Below are 16,513 nucleotides of genomic sequence, written 5' to 3'. Positions count from 1 at the left end.
GAGCACGCTAACCCGCGGAGGCGCCACTCCGACAGCGGTGACGCCGGAATGCGCGCCCCCAGTTGTGGAGCGTCGTACCCCGCCCGGTCCCCCACGCGTCGAACTGGAGGCCCGGCTCGGCTCCGGTACGCCGGTCACGTCAGCAGAGCGGGACGTTCACCGCCAGACCGCCCATCGCGGTCTCCTTGTACTTGGTCGACATGTCGGCACCGGTCTGCCGCATGGTCTCGACGACCTGGTCCAGCGACACGTGGTGCACGCCGTCCCCGCGGAGCGCCATCCTGGCCGCGTTGACCGCCTTGTTCGCGGCGATCGCGTTGCGCTCGATGCAGGGGATCTGCACGAGCCCCCCGATCGGGTCGCAGGTCAGCCCGAGGTTGTGTTCCATCGCGATCTCTGCGGCGTTCTCGACCTGTTCCGGGGTCCCGCCGAGGACCTCGGCGAGCCCGGCGGCCGCCATCGACGCGGCGGAACCCACCTCGCCCTGGCAGCCGACCTCGGCACCGGAGATCGAGGCGCGCTCCTTGTAGATCGACCCGATCGCGCCCGCGGTGAGGAGGAAGCGGACGATGGCCTCGTCGCGGTCGAGCCCGTCGACGTAGTGCAGTGCGTAGGCCAGGACCGCGGGGATGATGCCCGCCGCACCGTTCGTCGGCGCCGTCACGACGCGTCCGCCCGATGCGTTCTCCTCGTTGACCGCCATCGCCCAGAGGTTCACCCACTCCATCGCGAACAGCGGGTCGTGGTCGGGGTCGTCGCGGGTGAGCTGTCCGAACCAGTCGGCTGCACGTCGCCGGACCTCGAGCCCGCCCGGCAGGGTTCCGGTTCGCCGGACGCTGCGGTCGACGCACGACTCCATCACGCCGTGGATGCGGAGCAGCTCCTCGCGGACGCTGTCCTCGGAGCGGGTCGCGACCTCGTTGGCGAGGGCGATCCCGCTGACCGGGAGACCGGTCTCGGCACAGGCGGCGAGCAGTTCCGCGCCGCTGGAGAACGGGTGCGGCACGGTGTCGTCGACGGGGATCGCAGCTTCGGCGACGGCCGCGGGCTCGTCGTCGCCGTCCCGCGTGATGAACCCGCCGCCGACCGAGTAGTAGGTCTCGACGGCGATCTCGGAGCCGGATTCGTCGAACGCGCGGAGCCGCATGGCGTTCGGGTGTCTGGGCAGCATCGTCAGGGGGTGCTGGACGATGTCGCGGAGCCGGAACGGCACACGCTGCCCGCCGGACATCCGCAGGACGCCGGTCTCCTCGAGCGTGTCGAGCGCCGCCGTCATCGCGTCGGGGTCGACGTCCTCCGGCAGCTCGCCCGTGAGCCCGATCGCGACGGCGCCGAGCGTTCCGTGTCCCTGCCCGGTGGACGCGAGCGAGCCGTAGAGGTCGACGCGGATCGTCACGACGGGCAGTGCCCGGACGCGATCGGCGAACTCGGCTGCGGCGCGCATCGGCCCCACCGTGTGGGAGCTCGACGGGCCGACACCGATGCTGAACAGATCGAAGACGGAGACCGGCACGTCGCCACCCTAACCCGTCCAGACGGACGGAGCCCGTCCAGACGGACGGAGCCCGTCCGGAGGGACGGAGGCTCAGCGGCGGTTGCCCTCGGCGGGCATCAGGAACCACAGCACGACGTAGGCGATCCAGAGCGGACCGGGGAAGAAGCTCAGGATGACCCAGGCGATGCGGACGAAGGTGCGGGACCAGCCGAAGCGGTCGGCGATGCCGGCACAGACGCCGGCGAGGACACGGCCGTTGCGGGGACGGGTGAGTGCGTTCATGTCCATGACGCTACGCACCCGACGACCGCCGCAGAAGGTGGTCTCCCTCCGGATCCGGGGTGGGGAGAACCCCCGGGTCAGGGAACGAGGACGATCTTGCCGCGGGTGTGCCCCTGCTCGAGCTCCTCGACGGCGTCCTGGACCCGGTCGAGCGGGTAGGTCGCCGCGATCGGCACCTCGATCGCGCCCTCTGCCACCATGTTCGCCAGCGTGCCGAGGATCTCGGGGTCGGCGGTGTCCGAGCTGCCGGATGCGTGCGCACCGACCTCGGCCGCCGCCTCGAACGCGATGATCGTCTCGATGCGGTCGGCGGGGATCCCGAGCGCGATGCCGAGGTGGACGTACTCGGCGCCGTGCGTGTCGACGAGCGCGTCGACCCCGTTCGTCGCGAGCTCCTCGATGCGCTGCTGCAGTCCGTCCCCGTAGGCGACCGGACGTGCCTTCTTGGATGCGAGCCACTCGTGGTTCGACTCCGAGGCGACGGCGATGACGTCGATGCCCTCGTTCGTGAGGAGCTGCGTGACGAACCCGCCGACGCCCCCTGCGGCACCGGAGACGACGACGGTCTCCCCCGGCCTCGGGTCCACGGCACGGACGGCGGCCGCCGCGGTCGTCGCGATGACGTCCAGCCCACCGGCCACGGTCCAGTCGAGCAACCGCGGCTTCTGCACGACCTGCTCGGCCGGGACGGACACGTACTCGGCCTGGCTCGACCGGTCCCACGACCAGCCGATGACCTCTTCGGCCTCGTCGACGCCGTCGACACCCTCGCCGACCGCGACGACGATCCCGGCGAAGTCGGTGCCCTGGCCCGACGGCAGGTCCCCGCCGAACACCCCCTGGCGGATGGCGGACTCCCCCGGGTTGATCCCGGCGGCCCGGACACGGACGAGGACGCGCCCCGGCAGGGCGACGGGGACGGGGACCTCGGCGACGCGGAGCACGGTCCGGTCGCCCCACTCGTCGAAACGGACGGCACGCATGGTCTCAGGAAGATCGGTCATCTCCGGAGACGCTACGCCTCGTCGCCACCACGACGCATCCCAAGCGGGGAGTGGACCGCTCCATCCCCGGCAGCAAGCGGACCCGGGAGCATGCGACACTGGCCACATGCCCATCCTCAACAAGGACATGCAGGTGTGCATGTCGCTCGCCGCCCGTCCGAGCAACATCGGCACCCGGTTCCACAACTTCCTCTACGACGAGCTCGGGCTGAACTTCCTCTACAAGGCGTTCACCACCACCGACCTCCCCGGAGCCGTCACCGGCATCCGCGCCCTCGGCATCCGCGGGTGCTCGGTGTCCATGCCGTTCAAGGAGGCGGTCATCCCCCTCGTCGACGTCGTCGAGGAGTCCGCCGCGGCCATCCAGTCCGTGAACACCGTGGTCAACGACGGCGGCGTGCTCACCGCCTCGAACACCGACTACGAGGCCGTTGCAGCACTGCTCGGCACGCACGACGTCGACCCGACGTCCCGCGTGCTGCTCCGCGGGTCCGGCGGCATGGCGAAGGCCGTCACCGCGGCGTTCCGTGGCGCCGGGTTCGACCACCTCACCGTCGTCGCGCGCAACGAGGACACCGGCTCGGCCCTCGCATCGCAGTACGGGTTCGACTGGGTCCGCACCGAGGACGAGGCCGGCGACGCCGACCTGCTGGTCAACGTCACGCCGCTCGGCATGGACGGAGACCAGTCGGACACCGTCGCGTTCGCGGCGGACCGGATCGCCGCGGCCCACACCGTGTTCGACGTGGTCGCCTTCCCCTCCGAGACGCCGCTCGTGCGGGCCGGACGCGCGGCGGACAAGCACGTCATCACCGGCGCCGAGGTCATCGCGCTGCAGGCGGCGCGCCAGTTCGAGCGCTACACGGGCGTCGCCCTCACCGACGACCAGGTGGCCCGGGCAAGCGAGTTCAGTCGCGCCGAGTAGGGCGCGTCAGCCGTTCCGGGCGCGACCCGTCGCGACCCAGCGGAGGCGCCGCAGGGTCTCGCGGTTCCTGATCCACAGCAGCGGCTGCAGCAGGAACCCCGGGACGTACGTGGCCGGGCCGGCCACGGCGTCCTCGACGATGGTGACCTTGCAGCCGCGGGGATGCGGCTCGACGGTCAGTTCCACGCGCGCCTCACCGAGGGGCCAGCCCTTCGGCTGCATGACCATCCGCCGGGGCGCATCCCACACGAGCGACGTCGTCACGTCGTCGATCACGAACGGCCACACCCCGAACGAGTGGTGCAGGCGTTTCCCGACCGCTGGCCAGCCCGGCTCCTCAGCGCGCATCCGGGACGCGCCGACCACCCAGGTCGTGAAGAGCCAGCCGTCGCCGAGCACGTCGAAGACGTCCTCGGGCGTGCAGTGCATGATGCGGACGTTCTTCGCCATGATCAGTCCTCCGGTGTCAGGTCGACGTCGTCCGGCAACCCGAAGGTGTGCCGCAATGCGCTCTTCGCGGCCCGCCAACCGGCCATGCCGTGCACGCCGGGGCCCGGGGCAGCGGCCTCGGAGCAGAGGTACATCCCGCCGCCCATCCGCCACGGGTCGTTCGACAGCAGCGGACGCTTCACGAGCTGCCAGAAGCTCGCCGCACCCGAGGCGATGTCCCCGCCGACGTAGTTCGGGTTGTAGGCAGCCATCTCCGCGGCGGTCCGGGAGCTCGTCGCGAGGATCGTGTCGCGGAACCCCGGCGCGAACCGCTCGATCTGGCGGGTGACCACCTCGGTCTGGTCGACGTCGGACCCGGCGGGGACGTGCGCGTACGCCCAGAACACGTGCCGGCCATCCGGCGCACGCGACGGGTCCACGACGGTGGGCTCCGAACCCAGGACGTACGGGCGTTCGGCGTGCCGTCCACGCGCCACGGCCCCCTCTGCGGCGGCGATCTCGGCGCGCGCGCCGCCCACGTGCACGGTGCCGGCACGTCGCAGGCCCTCGTGCGCCCACGGGACCGGATCCGACAGGGCGAAGTCCACCTTGGCAGCGGCGTTGCCGAACCGGAACCGTCGGAGCGCACCCCGACGCGGCGTCGGGATCTGCGAGCCCGCGATCCGGAGCATCCCCGGCACGCTCGTGTCGAACAGCACCGCCTTGGCCGGGGTGAGGTCCCCGAGCGATCGGACGTCCTGCCCGGTGACGATCCGCCCGCCGTGCGCCAGGAGATCGGCGGCGAGCGCGTCGACGATCGCCTGGCTGCCGCCGATCGGCACCGGCCAGCCGCGTGCGTGCGCGTAGCTGCCGAGCGACAGGGCCGCTGCGGCGGTCGAGAGGGACGGCATGTGCTGGATCGAGTGCGCCGCCACCCCGGAGACCATCGCGGGTGCGACGTCGTGCCGGAAGCGGGCGTTCCAGGCGCTGGTCCCCTGCTCCAGCGCCCGCAGGCCGAACCGCAGGACGGTGAGCGGGTGTCGCGGGACGTTCAGCAGCGCGTTCGTGGCGAAGTCCGACACCTGGTCAGCGTTCCGCGAGAGCGGGGCCATCAGGTTCCGGAACGCGGGGCCGTCGACACCGAGTTCCGCGGCCGTGCGATCGAGGTCCTGGTGGGCGATCCCGGCGCGGCCGCCGTCGAGCGGGTGCCCGTACTGCACTTCGGGGAGTCGCAGCTCGGTCCGTTCGTCGAGCCGGAAGCGACGGAAGAACTCCGACTGCAGCGCCATCGGGTGCACGGCCGAGCAGACGTCGTGGTGGAAGCCGGGCAACGTGAGCTCGGCGGTGCGTGCTCCTCCGCCGATGGTGTCGTTCCGCTCGACGACCTCGACGGACAGGCCGGCCCGCGCCAGGGTCACCGCTGCGGCGAGCCCGTTCGGCCCTGCCCCGACCACCACTGCGTCCACCACGCGTCGAGCCTACGGACGCGCGGTGTCCGCACTCGCAGGGTCGGTGCCCTCGTCGCCGTCGGTGTCGGCATCCGTGGGCTCGTCGGCGTCCACCGCGACCGCACTCGGGCCGGACCCGAGCGGATGCTCCGCGAGCAGCGCAGCGAAGTCCTCGTCGAGCATCTGCTGTACCCGGTCGTCTCGACCGATCTCGTAGCCCTCGGTCGGGCGCTGCGCCCACCCCAGACGCCCGACGACGGTCGTGCCGATGTCGTCCCATGCGCGGGCGCGGGCGGCGAGCACGATGCCGTCGACGAACACCTGGTCGTCCCGGCGGCGATCGAGCATCGCCGCGAGCTCTTCGTAGGTGGCTTCGCGCGTCCGGAGCTTCAGGTCGTCGCCGCGCTTGTAGTCGTGCTGGTGCTTCGACCGGCCCTTCTGCTTGATCGCCTTCGAGCGGATCTCCCGCATGCGCTCGGCGTCGCCGCGCTGCTCCTCCGCCATCCGGTGCAGCTCTTCACGCACGGTCTCGGCAGCGACGGCGTGGTCGAAGAACCCCTGGTCACGGAGCGAGTTGGTGATGATGCGGTTGGCGACGGCGATCGTCACGGCGGCCTTCGAGATGAGGAATCCCTCGTCGACGGCACGGCGGAGTTCCACCTGGCTGACGGGTCGCTCGGTCGAGGTCTTGCTGCGCCGTCCGAACAGAGCCATGGCATCGACGATACCGGCGACGGGTGACCATCAGCCCGCAGGTGGACCCGGATCACCGCCTGGAGGGACGACTCGCCTCCGCAGCGTCCCTAGCGTTGAGCGCATGGTCACCACCACGACATCTCCCAGGACCGGACTGGGCACCGCCAGTCTCGTGCTCGGCATCTGCTCGCTGCTCGCCGGCTGGACGTTCTTCGCGCCGGTCGTCGGGCTCTTCCTCGGCATCGCGTCCCGCAGCCGCGAACCGCTGGCGCGTGGTCGTGCCGGCTGGGGCATCCTCCTGAACGTGGTCGCACTGGCGATCTGGATCGTGCTCGTCGTCGTGTTCATCGCCGCTGGCGCCCTCGCCGCCTGGCAGCACGCGACGCAGGGCTCCTGACCCGACGCGTCCCTACTCGTAGCGGAGGGCCTCGATCGGGTTCTGGCGTGCAGCCCGGCGTGCGGGCAGCGTGCCCGCGAGGAACGCGATGAACATCACCACGAGGATGATCGTGATCACCGAGGACGGCGCGAACTGCATGATCTGCAGGCCAGGTAGGTCCTTGAGCACCGTGCCGGCCAGGATGTTCGAGATCCCCGTGCCGAGCGCGATCGCCACGCCGGCGCCGATCGCACTGCCGAGGAAGCCGATGAACACCGCCTCGAGCGAGAACAGCGTGTAGACCTTGCCGCCGCCCATGCCCATCGCCTTCATCAGGCCGATCTCACGGGTCCGCTCCTGCACGCTCATCAGCAGCGTGTTGATGATGCCGAAGCCCGCCGCGATCAGGGCGATGACCGCGAACGCGTTGAGCACGCCGACGATGCCGTTGATGACGGTCTGGAACTGGCCGAGCTGGTCCTGGATCGTCTGCCCGGTGTAGCCGTCCTTCGACAGGGCGCTCTTCACGTCGGACGCGGTCGCGCCGCTGTCGAGGGTCGCCGAGGCACTGGCGTACGAGGTCGCGATCGACGCGGGCTTCCCCGTTTCCTGCGCGGACTGCATCGCGTCCGTCAGTGCCGCGTTCGCACCGGCCCCGCCGCCGAAGAGCGACTCGTTCTGCACGCCGACGACGGTCGCGGTCAGGGTGTGCTCTGCGCCCTGGTAGTCGTCCACCGCGAAGGTGAGCTCCTTGCCGACAGCCGCCTTCTCGCTGCCGAGCCCGAGGTTCTTCAGGTAGTTCGTCGGCAGGATGACCTGGTTCGCGTCCGTGTGGTCGTCGAGCTGCTTGCCCGATGCCAGGTCGGCCTTCAGCTCCCCCGCGTTGGCGGACAGCGTGACGACGTACTTGCCCTCGTTGCCGTACTCCGCGTACTTCGGGCTCAGTGCGACGGCCGGACGGACGGTGTCGATGCCCGAGACGCCCTTGATCTTGTCGACGTCGGACTGGGACAGGTACCCGAAGGACGCCGGCCCGCGGTCGACGCTCTGCGTGGACGCGTCGGGGTCGTACTTCGCGGGGCCGCTGTCGGTCGACGACGAGTCGACGGTCTTCGTGATCGTCAGGGTCCCGGTGTCGCCGATCGAGGCCACCTGGGTGTCGATGTAGTTCCCGACGCCGGTGCCGATCGCCGAGGTGAGCGTGATGGTGAACGCGCCGATGAAGATCGCGATCACGGTCAGGGTGGTGCGGAGCTTGGACCGGAACGTGTTGCCGACCGCGGTCCGCAGGAGGTCGAGGAAGTTCATGCGGAGTGCCTTCCGTGCTCGTGGGCACCCGGGGCGGGCGCATCGGTCTCCGTCGACCCGCCGACGATCAGCCCGTCGCGGACGTTCACGCTCCGGTCGCAGCGTGCCGCGAGTTCGTCGTCGTGGGTGACGACGACCAGGGTGATCCCCCGCTCGCGCTGCAGTCCGAAGAGCATGTCCTCGACCACCTCGCCCGTGTTCGTGTCGAGGTTGCCCGTCGGCTCGTCAGCGAAGATGACGCTCGGCTCGCCGACGAGCGCTCGGGCGATGACCACGCGCTGCTTCTGTCCACCGGAGAGGTCGTTCGCGTCGTTCCCGGCCTTGTCCGCCAGCCCGAGCGCGTCGAGCGCCGCCATCCCCCGGCGCTTCCGCTCGGCCCCGGAGACGCCGGCGATCTTCAGCGGCAGCACGACGTTGTCGAGCACCGAGGTCTTCGGCGTCAGGAAGAACTGCTGGAACACGAACCCGAAGGTGCTGTTCCGCGTGCGGTTCACGTCGCGGGCGCTGAGCGTCGCGGCGTCCGTGCCGTCGAGCAGGATCTGCCCGGTGGACGGCTTGTCGAGCAGCGCGAGCAGGTGCATCAGCGTCGACTTGCCGGAGCCGGACTTGCCGACGATCGCCAGGCTCTCCCCCTGGTTCACGGCGAGGGACACCCCCTTGAGCGCATCGAACCGGGTGGATCCTCGGCCGTAGGTCCTCGTGAGGCCCCTGGCCTCGAGCACGGGAGTGGTCATGCGCCCGAGCGTACTGTCCGTTGCACGACTGAAAGTTTGCGTTTGCTGCAAACGATGTGACGTGCCGGTTACAGTCGAGCCATGCCCGACAGTGCCACCCCGTCCGAGATGGGTCTGCGCGACCGCAAACGCATCGAGACCCGCAGCCGCATCGCCGAGGCCGCGCGGTCACTCGCGCTCGAGGACGGCATCGACCACACCACGATCGAGCAGATCGCCGCGCGCGCGGACATCTCGCCGCGGACGTTCTTCAACTACTTCGAGAGCAAGGAGGACGCGGTCCTCGGGCACACCGAGCTCGACCTCTCCGCCGAGACCCTCGAGTCGCACGTCCGGGCGGTCGCTGGAGAACCGGCGGCGCAGGCGGTCGTCGACCTGGCGTTCCTGGTGTTCGGCGAGACCTTCGGGGACGAACGACACCGCCACGAGCGCAAGGAACTCATCGTGCGCTTCCCGCAGCTCATGCGCCGCCAGGTCACGCGCATGTCGAGCGTCGCCGAGGCGATGACCGGCGCCGTCCGCACCGTGCTCGAGCGCGACCCGGCGTGGGGGCCGGAGGCGGCGACGCCGCAGGCGGCGGAGATGCTGCTCGGCATGGTGATGACGGCGCTCCGCAGCTCCGCCCGGAACGAGGGCACGGAACCCGAGCAGGTGCGCACCCAGGTGGTCGCGTTGATGCGCGACACCGCGGCCCGGATCGCAGCAGGATGACGGACGGGAGGCTCGGTGCCAGCTGGCACCGAGCCTCCCGTCCGTCCGCGGTCGCGTCGCGACCCGTCAGGACTTCGAGATGAAGCCCTCCTTGACCATCCAGTCGAACGCGACGTCCGCGGGCTCGCGGCCCTCGACGTCGACCTGCCGGTTCAGTTCCTGGAGGACGGCGTCGGTCAGCTTCGGGGAGATCTGGTCGTAGACGTCCTCGAGCTGCGGGTACTCCTCGAGCACCGCCGTGGAGAGCACCGGGGCGACGTTGTACGCCGGGAAGAAGCCCTTGTCGTCCTCCAGCACCTGCAGCCCGAGCGACTTGATGCGACCGTCGGTGGTGAACACCTCGCCGAAGTTGCACGTGCCCCGGTCGGTCGCCGTGTAGACGGTGCCGGTGTCGAGGATTTCGACGTTGCCCTTCGGGATCGCGGAGTCGCCGGAGCCACCGAGCTGCAGGCCGTACTTCTCGAGCATCGGCTTGAAGCCGTCCGACCGCGAGTTGAACTCCGACTCGACGCAGAACGTGCGCTGGTCGGCCGGGAGGTCGGCGATCTGCGACAGCTTCGTGATGCCGCCGAGCTCCTCGACCGCTTCCTTCCGCACCGCGAATGCGTACGTGTTGTTCATCGGGGCGGGCGGCAGCCAGGTCAGTCCGTTGCCGGCGTCCTCCTTCTTGACGGCCTCGTACTGCTCCTGCTTGTCCGGGATGCCCTCCTTGTGGCCCATGTAGGTGAGCCAGGCGGTGCCGGTGTACTCGTACGTCATGTCGGCGTCGTGGCTCGTCATGAGCTGCCGCACCGCCACGCTGCCGGGGACGTTCGTCTCGTCGGTGACCTGGAAACCCGCCGCCTTCGCCGCGAGCACCCCGATCTTGCCGAGCACGAGCTGCTCCGTGAAGTTCTTCGCTGTCACGGTGATGTGCGCGTCGGCGGGCAGCCCGTCGATCTTCTTGATCGTGCCGGGCGCTGCCGCCGGGACGAACGACGTCGCGGGTTGCAGGCCACAGCCGGTCAGCGCGAGCGCTGCGGCACCGGCGACGACGACCGCGGCGATCCCCCGGCGTCGGGTGTTCGTCTTCTTCGTCATCGGAGTCCCTTCGGGCGGGCGACGGTCTCGACGATGCGGCCGAGCCAGTCGATGGACAGCGCCAGGAGCGCGATGAGGAGGGCGCCGGACACCAGCACCTTCGGCAGGAACAGGTTCACGCCGGTGGTGATGAGGAGCCCGAGCCCGCCGGCACCGATGAAGGTCGCGAGCGCGGCGGAGCCGACGAGCAGCACGAGCGCGGTGCGGATGCCGGAGAGCATGACCGGGACGGCCAGGGGCAGTTCGACCCGCATCAGCACGGAGAACGCGCTCATGCCCATGCCGCGACCGGCCTCGACCGTGCGCTGGTCCACGCTCTCGATGCCGATGATCGTGTTCCGCAGCACCGGCAGGATGGCGTAGAGCACGAGGGCGATCACCGCTGCCCAGAACGAGAACCCGAGCCAGAACGCGAGGAGCACCACGAGGCCGACGGCCGGTGCGGCCTGCCCGAAGTTCGCGACGGCGAGGATCACGCCGCTGGCCCGGCGGAGGGGTCCTCGGGTGAGGACGATGCCGAGCGGGATGCCGACGACCAGCACGATCACGGTCGAGACGATCGTCAGGAGCAGGTGCTGCCAGGTCAGCGACACGAGGTCGGCCGGGTTGAGCGTGGAGCGCTCGGTGGCGGTCAGGTCGGCGGTGTTCAGCCAGACGGCGAACGCGGCGAGCACGACGAGGATCGCGACGGGCTGGATGACGAGCCCGCGCCAGCTGGACTTCGCGGGCTTCGCGACGGGATCGGCGACGACGTCACTCATCGACGGTCTCCTCTGCGCGGACCGGAGACGACGGCAGCGTCTCGATCGGGTTCGTGTTCGTCCCGACCGGGGTGTACGCCTGCTCCTCGGCCGCGGCGGCACGGGAACGGGTGATCGCGTCCATGACCGTCTCCACCGTGATGACGCCCTGGAAGGCGTCGCGGCGACCCGTGACGAGCGCCGCACCCGCACTGGACACGAGCATGGTGTCCAGCGCGTCGTTGAGCGTCGCGGCCTCGCCGACGACGGGCAGGTCGGGGTCGGTGCCGTCCGGGATGCGGTCGAGGCGCTCGAGCTGGCGACGGGTCGGCCAGCCGATCGGACGCTGGCGGGCGTCCACCACGACGGCGTGCCCGTGGCCGCCGGCCTCGCGCATGCGCTGCAGGACGGCCTTCGCCTCTTCTCCGGGCGAGCAGGTCACCGCTGGGGCGAGTTCGACGTCGCGCACGCGGTTCAGTGTCAGCTGCTTGAGGCCGGCACCCGAGCCGATGAAGTTCTCCACGAACTCGTTGGCGGGCTCGGCGAGGATGCGCTCCGGGGTGTCGTACTGCACGATGTGCGCGCCCTCGGAGAAGATCACGATCCAGTCGCCGAGCTTCACGGCCTCGTCGAAGTCGTGCGTGACGATGACGATCGTCTTGTGCAGCTCTTCCTGGATGCGGAGGAGCTCGTCCTGCAGACGCTGGCGGGTGATCGGGTCGACGGCGCCGAACGGCTCGTCCATGAGCAGGACGGGCGGGTCGGCGGCGAGCGCCCTGGCGACGCCGACGCGCTGCTGCTGCCCACCGGAGAGCTCACGGGGGAAGCGGTCGCGGTAGGTGTCGGGGTCGAGGGAGACCAGGTCGAGGAGCTCGTCGACGCGGGCGGCGATCTTCTCCTTCGACCAGCCGAGCATCTTCGGCACGATCGCGATGTTCGCCGCGACGGTCATGTGCGGGAAGAGCCCGCCGGCCTGGATGACGTAGCCCATGCGGCGGCGGAGCTCGTCGCCGTCGATCGAGGTGACGTCGTCGTCGCCCACCACGATCTTGCCCTCGGTGGGCTCGATCAGGCGGTTGATCATCTTGAGCGTCGTCGTCTTGCCGCAGCCGGACGGGCCGACGAGCATGACGATCTTGCCTGCGGGGATCTCGAGCGTGATGCCGTCCACGGCGGGCTTCGACTGGCCGGCGTAGCGCTTGGTGACGGTGTCGAGCAGGATGCCGCGACCGGTCACGTCGCTCTCGGCGGGGGAGCCGTCGGTGTGGGACAGGGTTGCGTCAGTGCTGGACACGGATACCTCGCGAGATGGTCAGGCGGCCGAGGCCGAGGAGCAGGAGATCGAGGACGAGGGCGAGCAGGACGACGCCGACCACGCCCACCACGACCGAGTTGAGGGAGTTCGCGCCGCCGAGACGCGAGAGTCCGGAGAAGATGAACCCGCCGAGCCCCGGGCCGAGCGCGTACGCGGCGACCGCGGCGACGCCCATCACCATCTGCGCGGAGACCCGGACGCCGGTGAGGATGATCGGCCACGCCATGGGCAGCTCGACCTGCACCAGGGTGCGGAAGCGGCTCATCCCGATGCCACGGGCCGACTCGACGACGGCGGGGGAGATCTCGGAGAGCCCGACGACCGCGTTGCGGAGGATCGGCAGGGCGGCGAAGAACGTGACCGTGACGACGGACGGCACGACGCCGAACCCGAGCGGGACGAGCAGCAGGCCGATCACGGCGAACGACGGCAGTGTCAACCCGATGGTCGACACCTCGTTCGCAACCGATCTCAGCCGCGGGATGCGGTAGACGAGTGCTGCGAGCAACACGGCGATGACGGTGGCGAGCACGGTGCACTGGAGGACCAGCGAGAAGTGCTGCCACGACGCGAACCAGATCTGGTCCCATCGCTCCGTGACGTAGTTGAAGAACACCTGACGCTGGTTCCCCTCGGGTCGGTCGTTCTGCCCACGGGTCGGGGCACAAGTGCCGCCCAACGTACGCAATGGCACGGCCACTTGTACAACCGCAAATGTCGCGAACGCAGGGTTCCTGCGGATTCTTCAATCACGAAACCCCAGATCAGCGCCGTGTGCCGTCCGTGATCCTGGGAGAACGGTAACGATCGAGCCGGCCGCCCGACTACAGGCCGGCTTCGCGGAGCCCTGCCTGCTCGGCGATCGAGACGAGCCGCTCCCGCCACTCGATCCACTCCTCGGGCGTCTTCTCCGCGAGGTTCCCGTCGCCGTCGCCCGCGAGGCCGTCGAGCATCTCGCGCACGATGTCCGCGTGCCCGGCGTGCCGAGCGGTCTCGTACGCCATGTGCACCAGCACACGGTGCAGCGTGACGTCACGGTGCTCGGGTGCCCACCACGGAACCACCCCGCGCGCGTCGAGGTCGAGCGCCTCGATCGTGGCATCGGCGTGGGCGGCGCTGGCGTGGTGGAACGCCACGATGTCCGCCATCGTCTCGTCGAGCGTCGCGTACATGTCCCGGTCGTCGTCGGAGTCGAGCCATGCCGGCGGATCGGGGAGCGGCCGGTCGAACACCCGCCCGAAGTACTCGGACTGCACGGCGGCCACGTGCTTCACGAGCCCGAGGACGTTCGTGCCCGTCGGGGTCACCGGCCACCTGGCCTGCCGTTCCGCGAGTCCGTCGAGCTTCGCGAGCAGCGCTGCCCGGTGCTTCTGCAGGTAGCGGTGCAGCGTCTGCTTCACGAGTGCCTGGTCGGTGACCGGAGACGCCCCCTCGTCGGTGAGCAGGGAGTTCCGGGTCGCGCCGATGGTGCCGGACGGCGGTGCAGGTCGCACCGCCGGCGGCTCCGCGGTGATGTCGCTCATGCCCTCGATCGTGCCACCGCGCGCTCGCGGATGCGCTCCGACTCGGCCACGGCGACGCGCTCGGCGGTGAGCAGCAGCCCGGCGACGTCCGCGGCGTTCCGCGACGGTGCGTCGTTCCAGCTGGTCAGGTCGCGCACGCGGCCCATCCGGACGTCCGGGGCTGGGCACCAGAGGACCGGCGCCCCTTCTTCGACCGCGAGCGCGTGCCAGACGACGTCGAGGGCGCGCTGGACCGGCTGGGAGTGCACCGCGTGCGGACCACCGGCGGCGTAGACCACGGCACCGACGAGGCACGCACCGACGAGCGGGCGCCCGGCGACGTCCATCGCCGCGGCACTCGACGCCTTGCGGGTGCGGCCCTTCTCGTCGACGTAGGAGAACCACGCGTGCTGGATCCAGCCGCGTTCGACGACACCGCGCGCACCAGACAGCAGCCGCTCCACGTCGGCGAGGTCACGGAGCTGCGCTTCGGCTCGACGGACCCTGGCAGCGGCACGACGTTCGGCGAGCCGGTCGAGGAGGCCGCGGAACCCGGAGCGGGTGGGCGTGGGGAGGGAGGGAGAGGCGTCGGTGTCGACGTCGTGCTGGACGCGGAACTCGAGGGTCATCAGGCCCCTCCGATCTTCACGTGCACGGATGGTGTGGAGAGACGATAACCCCGTTCGGGTCAGCCGTCGAGAGCGGCGTCGATCCCACGCTCGGCGACGGTCCGGAACGCGCTGTCGTCGCTGAGGTGCATCGCCGAGGCGATGGACACGGCCCAGCCCCGTGCCCTGGTCCAGGTGGCGTCGTCGGCGGGCACCAGCGCGCGGAAGGTGCGCCGGGCCTCCTGGTCGAGCGTCAGCCAGGCGGTCGCGAGGTCCACTGCCGGATCGCCCGCCGTCACGTCCCCGAAGTCCACGACCGCCGACAGGCGGTCACCGGTGCCGCCCGGCGCGGGTTCGACGAGCAGGTTGAAGGGGTGCAGGTCGCCGTGCACCCAGACGGGAGGCCCGGCGTACGCGGGCAGGGCGGCCGCGGTCCGCCAGAGCGCGGCCAGCTCCACGGCACGTGGTACGTCCGCGGTGGCGAGCCGTTCCAGGACGGCCTCCGAGCGGGTGCGCAGGGGGACGGCGCGCACCGGGTTGACCGGCGCGTCCGCCGGTGCGGGCACGTGCAGCAGCCGGACGAACGCGGCGAGCGCCTCGGCCACCGCCGTCCCGCCGGCGCGTTCGCCCGCCGGGACGCCGGGGAGCCAGCGCACGACGCTCCACGACCACGGGTACCCCGGTGTCGGACGACCGGTCCGCACCGGATCGGGGACGGGCACGATCGCGGCGACCCGGTGGGCGATCTCGGGCAGCCAGCGCTGCTCGTGCTCGATGAGCCGGGCGGCGGCGGCACGGCGGGGGAGCCGGACGGCCAGCAGCTCCCCGAGCCGGACGACCACGTTGTCCCAGCCGTTCGCGACGACCTCGAGCGGCAGGTCCGCGAGGTCGGGGTGCTGGTCGGCGAGCAGCGCGCGGACGAGGTCGGCGTCGACGTCGATCTCTGCTTCCGGGGTGGGCATCGGGTCAGGCTAGCCGGGGCGGCCCCTCCCCGCGAACGGGGGCTCTCGGGGCGAACCTACCGCTTGGTATCTTCATAGGGTCGGAGGCGTGGGTGTCGCTGGGGGGACTCACGACCCGTGGTCGTGTCGGACCGGCGTCAGGGCGCCTCGGTCCGCGCGACGTGCTCGTGAGATGCGTCTGGCTCGTGAGATGCGTCGGGTGCGTCGTCCTCGTCCGGGGCGATGAGGGCCACCAGCCGCTGGATCTCCGGGCGCATCCGCTCCGTGACGATCGCGGCGAGCAGGACCGTCCAGAGATCGCGGAGCCGTTCGAACAGGTCCGCGCGGCCGGCCAGCACGTCGGAGACCGTCTGGACGCCGGTGTACGCGGGGATGATCACCCGCCCGAGCATCTCCGCGTCCCAGGCATCGTCGACCTCGCCCGCGGCGACCCCCTGCCGCATCAGCTCGGCGACGACCGCCATCCAGTCGGTGTACGGGTTCTGCCGTGCCACCTCGGCCGTCGCGGCCTCGGTCGACAGCCGGATGCCGGCGCTCACGACGACCTCGGACACCATCTGCGTCGCGAGTCCCTGCGACATCCACATCATCGCCTCGAGCGGGGACGTCGCCCGGGTGGACGCCGCTTCGCCGTACCGCCTGGACACCTCGTGCTGCTGGGCGATGACCGCCCCCGCGAGGTCGCGCTTCGACCCGAAGTGGAAGTAGAGCGCGCCCTTGGTCAGCCCGGCTCGCTCGGCGACGGCGTCCATCGAGGCGCCGACGTACCCGTGGTCGTCGAACTCGTGGGCCGCGGCCTCGAGGATCGCCGCCCGTGTCGCCACCGCACGCTGCTGCCGCGACCGTCCGTCCTCCGCCATGTGGGTGCCTCCGAGGCCGATCGTATCGGCGGGTC

General features: G+C 70.7%; 19 protein-coding genes. 3 read left to right on the top strand and 16 right to left on the bottom strand.

Annotation, left to right across the window (positions count from 1 at the left end; genetic code table 11):
* Positions 1–139: 139 nt before the first annotated feature.
* From ACEN9V_RS12590 to ACEN9V_RS12580, 3 genes are all read right to left on the bottom strand, one after another.
* A complete protein-coding gene (locus ACEN9V_RS12590; RefSeq protein WP_413600598.1) occupies positions 140–1,513 on the bottom strand; it encodes an L-serine ammonia-lyase in 1,374 nt (457 codons plus the stop codon).
* 72 nt (positions 1,514–1,585) lie between these two features.
* Positions 1,586–1,777 (bottom strand): PspC domain-containing protein, encoded by a 192-nt coding sequence (locus ACEN9V_RS12585; protein ID WP_413600597.1) that lies wholly within the window; start codon positions 1,775–1,777, stop codon positions 1,586–1,588.
* A gap of 77 nt (positions 1,778–1,854) precedes the next feature.
* Positions 1,855–2,781 carry an NADP-dependent oxidoreductase gene (locus ACEN9V_RS12580; RefSeq protein ID WP_413600596.1) on the bottom strand — a complete coding sequence of 309 codons (927 nt, stop codon included), beginning with the start codon at positions 2,779–2,781 and terminating at the stop codon, positions 1,855–1,857.
* A 106-nt stretch (positions 2,782–2,887) separates the two neighbouring features.
* On the opposite strand from ACEN9V_RS12580, the gene ACEN9V_RS12575 reads away from it, so the two are divergent.
* The gene (locus ACEN9V_RS12575; RefSeq protein ID WP_413600595.1) at positions 2,888–3,706 is read left to right on the top strand and encodes a shikimate 5-dehydrogenase; all 819 of its coding nucleotides are present in this window, start codon (positions 2,888–2,890) and stop codon (positions 3,704–3,706) included.
* 6 nt (positions 3,707–3,712) lie between these two features.
* Here ACEN9V_RS12575 and ACEN9V_RS12570 read toward each other — a convergent pair whose 3' ends face one another.
* From ACEN9V_RS12570 to ACEN9V_RS12560, 3 genes are read right to left on the bottom strand one after another with little or no spacing between them, the layout of a single operon-like run.
* The gene (locus ACEN9V_RS12570; protein ID WP_413600594.1) at positions 3,713–4,156 is read right to left on the bottom strand and encodes an SRPBCC family protein; all 444 of its coding nucleotides are present in this window, start codon (positions 4,154–4,156) and stop codon (positions 3,713–3,715) included.
* Between the two features lie 2 nt (positions 4,157–4,158).
* On the bottom strand, positions 4,159–5,604 hold the full coding sequence (locus tag ACEN9V_RS12565) for a phytoene desaturase family protein (RefSeq protein WP_413600593.1): 1,446 nt from the start codon (positions 5,602–5,604) through the stop codon (positions 4,159–4,161).
* 9 nt (positions 5,605–5,613) lie between these two features.
* Positions 5,614–6,297, bottom strand: a complete 684-nt coding sequence (locus ACEN9V_RS12560; protein WP_413600592.1) for a hypothetical protein — start codon at positions 6,295–6,297, stop codon at positions 5,614–5,616.
* A gap of 103 nt (positions 6,298–6,400) precedes the next feature.
* On the opposite strand from ACEN9V_RS12560, the gene ACEN9V_RS12555 reads away from it, so the two are divergent.
* On the top strand, positions 6,401–6,676 hold the full coding sequence (locus tag ACEN9V_RS12555) for a hypothetical protein (RefSeq protein ID WP_413600591.1): 276 nt from the start codon (positions 6,401–6,403) through the stop codon (positions 6,674–6,676).
* A 12-nt stretch (positions 6,677–6,688) separates the two neighbouring features.
* On the opposite strand, the gene ACEN9V_RS12550 is transcribed toward ACEN9V_RS12555, so the two are convergent.
* Both ACEN9V_RS12550 and ACEN9V_RS12545 read right to left on the bottom strand, forming a co-directional pair.
* Positions 6,689–7,966 (bottom strand): ABC transporter permease, encoded by a 1,278-nt coding sequence (locus ACEN9V_RS12550; protein WP_413600590.1) that lies wholly within the window; start codon positions 7,964–7,966, stop codon positions 6,689–6,691.
* Positions 7,963–8,700, bottom strand: coding sequence for an ABC transporter ATP-binding protein (locus ACEN9V_RS12545; protein WP_413600589.1), 738 nt, complete (start codon positions 8,698–8,700; stop codon positions 7,963–7,965). Before ACEN9V_RS12545 ends, ACEN9V_RS12550 begins: the two co-directional genes overlap by 4 nt.
* A gap of 81 nt (positions 8,701–8,781) precedes the next feature.
* On the opposite strand from ACEN9V_RS12545, the gene ACEN9V_RS12540 reads away from it, so the two are divergent.
* On the top strand, positions 8,782–9,411 hold the full coding sequence (locus ACEN9V_RS12540) for a TetR/AcrR family transcriptional regulator (protein WP_402727384.1): 630 nt from the start codon (positions 8,782–8,784) through the stop codon (positions 9,409–9,411).
* Between the two features lie 66 nt (positions 9,412–9,477).
* On the opposite strand, the gene ACEN9V_RS12535 is transcribed toward ACEN9V_RS12540, so the two are convergent.
* The 8 genes from ACEN9V_RS12535 to ACEN9V_RS12500 all read right to left on the bottom strand — a co-directional run bounded on the left by ACEN9V_RS12535 (position 9,478) and on the right by ACEN9V_RS12500 (position 16,478).
* Positions 9,478–10,491, bottom strand: a complete 1,014-nt coding sequence (locus ACEN9V_RS12535) for a glycine betaine ABC transporter substrate-binding protein (protein ID WP_413600588.1) — start codon at positions 10,489–10,491, stop codon at positions 9,478–9,480.
* Positions 10,488–11,252, bottom strand: coding sequence for an ABC transporter permease (locus ACEN9V_RS12530; RefSeq protein WP_413600587.1), 765 nt, complete (start codon positions 11,250–11,252; stop codon positions 10,488–10,490). Before ACEN9V_RS12530 ends, ACEN9V_RS12535 begins: the two co-directional genes overlap by 4 nt.
* Positions 11,245–12,525 carry an ABC transporter ATP-binding protein gene (locus tag ACEN9V_RS12525; protein ID WP_413600586.1) on the bottom strand — a complete coding sequence of 427 codons (1,281 nt, stop codon included), beginning with the start codon at positions 12,523–12,525 and terminating at the stop codon, positions 11,245–11,247. Before ACEN9V_RS12525 ends, ACEN9V_RS12530 begins: the two co-directional genes overlap by 8 nt.
* Positions 12,512–13,162, bottom strand: coding sequence for an ABC transporter permease (locus ACEN9V_RS12520; protein WP_281266161.1), 651 nt, complete (start codon positions 13,160–13,162; stop codon positions 12,512–12,514). The genes ACEN9V_RS12525 and ACEN9V_RS12520 overlap by 14 nt, the downstream gene beginning before the upstream one ends.
* A 208-nt stretch (positions 13,163–13,370) precedes the next feature.
* Positions 13,371–14,069 carry a DinB family protein gene (locus tag ACEN9V_RS12515; protein ID WP_413600585.1) on the bottom strand — a complete coding sequence of 233 codons (699 nt, stop codon included), beginning with the start codon at positions 14,067–14,069 and terminating at the stop codon, positions 13,371–13,373.
* Positions 14,066–14,677, bottom strand: coding sequence for a hypothetical protein (locus tag ACEN9V_RS12510; RefSeq protein ID WP_413600584.1), 612 nt, complete (start codon positions 14,675–14,677; stop codon positions 14,066–14,068). The genes ACEN9V_RS12515 and ACEN9V_RS12510 overlap by 4 nt, the downstream gene beginning before the upstream one ends.
* A gap of 59 nt (positions 14,678–14,736) precedes the next feature.
* Positions 14,737–15,618 (bottom strand): aminoglycoside phosphotransferase family protein, encoded by an 882-nt coding sequence (locus ACEN9V_RS12505; RefSeq protein WP_413600583.1) that lies wholly within the window; start codon positions 15,616–15,618, stop codon positions 14,737–14,739.
* A 137-nt stretch (positions 15,619–15,755) separates the two neighbouring features.
* Positions 15,756–16,478, bottom strand: coding sequence for a ScbR family autoregulator-binding transcription factor (locus ACEN9V_RS12500; protein ID WP_413600582.1), 723 nt, complete (start codon positions 16,476–16,478; stop codon positions 15,756–15,758).
* Positions 16,479–16,513: the final 35 nt, after the last annotated feature.

This window comes from Curtobacterium sp. Curtsp57 (assembly GCF_047324335.1).
Lineage (GTDB): Bacteria > Actinomycetota > Actinomycetes > Actinomycetales > Microbacteriaceae > Curtobacterium.
The sequence above is the reverse complement of the archived record's forward strand: the minus strand, read 5'-3'. Positions and strand labels throughout refer to the sequence as shown.

What these genes read in the sequence shown, in the direction of transcription:
- ACEN9V_RS12585 (WP_413600597.1), bottom strand. Translation starts at nt 1,777, where the DNA reads ATGAACGCACTCACCCGTCCCCGCAACGGCCGTGTCCTCGCCGGCGTC.
- ACEN9V_RS12580 (WP_413600596.1), bottom strand. Translation starts at nt 2,781, where the DNA reads ATGACCGATCTTCCTGAGACCATGCGTGCCGTCCGTTTCGACGAGTGG.
- ACEN9V_RS12575 (WP_413600595.1), top strand. Translation starts at nt 2,888, where the DNA reads ATGCCCATCCTCAACAAGGACATGCAGGTGTGCATGTCGCTCGCCGCC.
- ACEN9V_RS12570 (WP_413600594.1), bottom strand. Translation starts at nt 4,156, where the DNA reads ATGGCGAAGAACGTCCGCATCATGCACTGCACGCCCGAGGACGTCTTC.
- ACEN9V_RS12560 (WP_413600592.1), bottom strand. Translation starts at nt 6,297, where the DNA reads ATGGCTCTGTTCGGACGGCGCAGCAAGACCTCGACCGAGCGACCCGTC.
- ACEN9V_RS12555 (WP_413600591.1), top strand. Translation starts at nt 6,401, where the DNA reads ATGGTCACCACCACGACATCTCCCAGGACCGGACTGGGCACCGCCAGT.
- ACEN9V_RS12550 (WP_413600590.1), bottom strand. Translation starts at nt 7,966, where the DNA reads ATGAACTTCCTCGACCTCCTGCGGACCGCGGTCGGCAACACGTTCCGG.
- ACEN9V_RS12545 (WP_413600589.1), bottom strand. Translation starts at nt 8,700, where the DNA reads ATGACCACTCCCGTGCTCGAGGCCAGGGGCCTCACGAGGACCTACGGC.
- ACEN9V_RS12540 (WP_402727384.1), top strand. Translation starts at nt 8,782, where the DNA reads ATGCCCGACAGTGCCACCCCGTCCGAGATGGGTCTGCGCGACCGCAAA.
- ACEN9V_RS12535 (WP_413600588.1), bottom strand. Translation starts at nt 10,491, where the DNA reads ATGACGAAGAAGACGAACACCCGACGCCGGGGGATCGCCGCGGTCGTC.
- ACEN9V_RS12530 (WP_413600587.1), bottom strand. Translation starts at nt 11,252, where the DNA reads ATGAGTGACGTCGTCGCCGATCCCGTCGCGAAGCCCGCGAAGTCCAGC.
- ACEN9V_RS12515 (WP_413600585.1), bottom strand. Translation starts at nt 14,069, where the DNA reads ATGAGCGACATCACCGCGGAGCCGCCGGCGGTGCGACCTGCACCGCCG.
- ACEN9V_RS12510 (WP_413600584.1), bottom strand. Translation starts at nt 14,677, where the DNA reads ATGACCCTCGAGTTCCGCGTCCAGCACGACGTCGACACCGACGCCTCT.
- ACEN9V_RS12505 (WP_413600583.1), bottom strand. Translation starts at nt 15,618, where the DNA reads ATGCCCACCCCGGAAGCAGAGATCGACGTCGACGCCGACCTCGTCCGC.
- ACEN9V_RS12500 (WP_413600582.1), bottom strand. Translation starts at nt 16,478, where the DNA reads ATGGCGGAGGACGGACGGTCGCGGCAGCAGCGTGCGGTGGCGACACGG.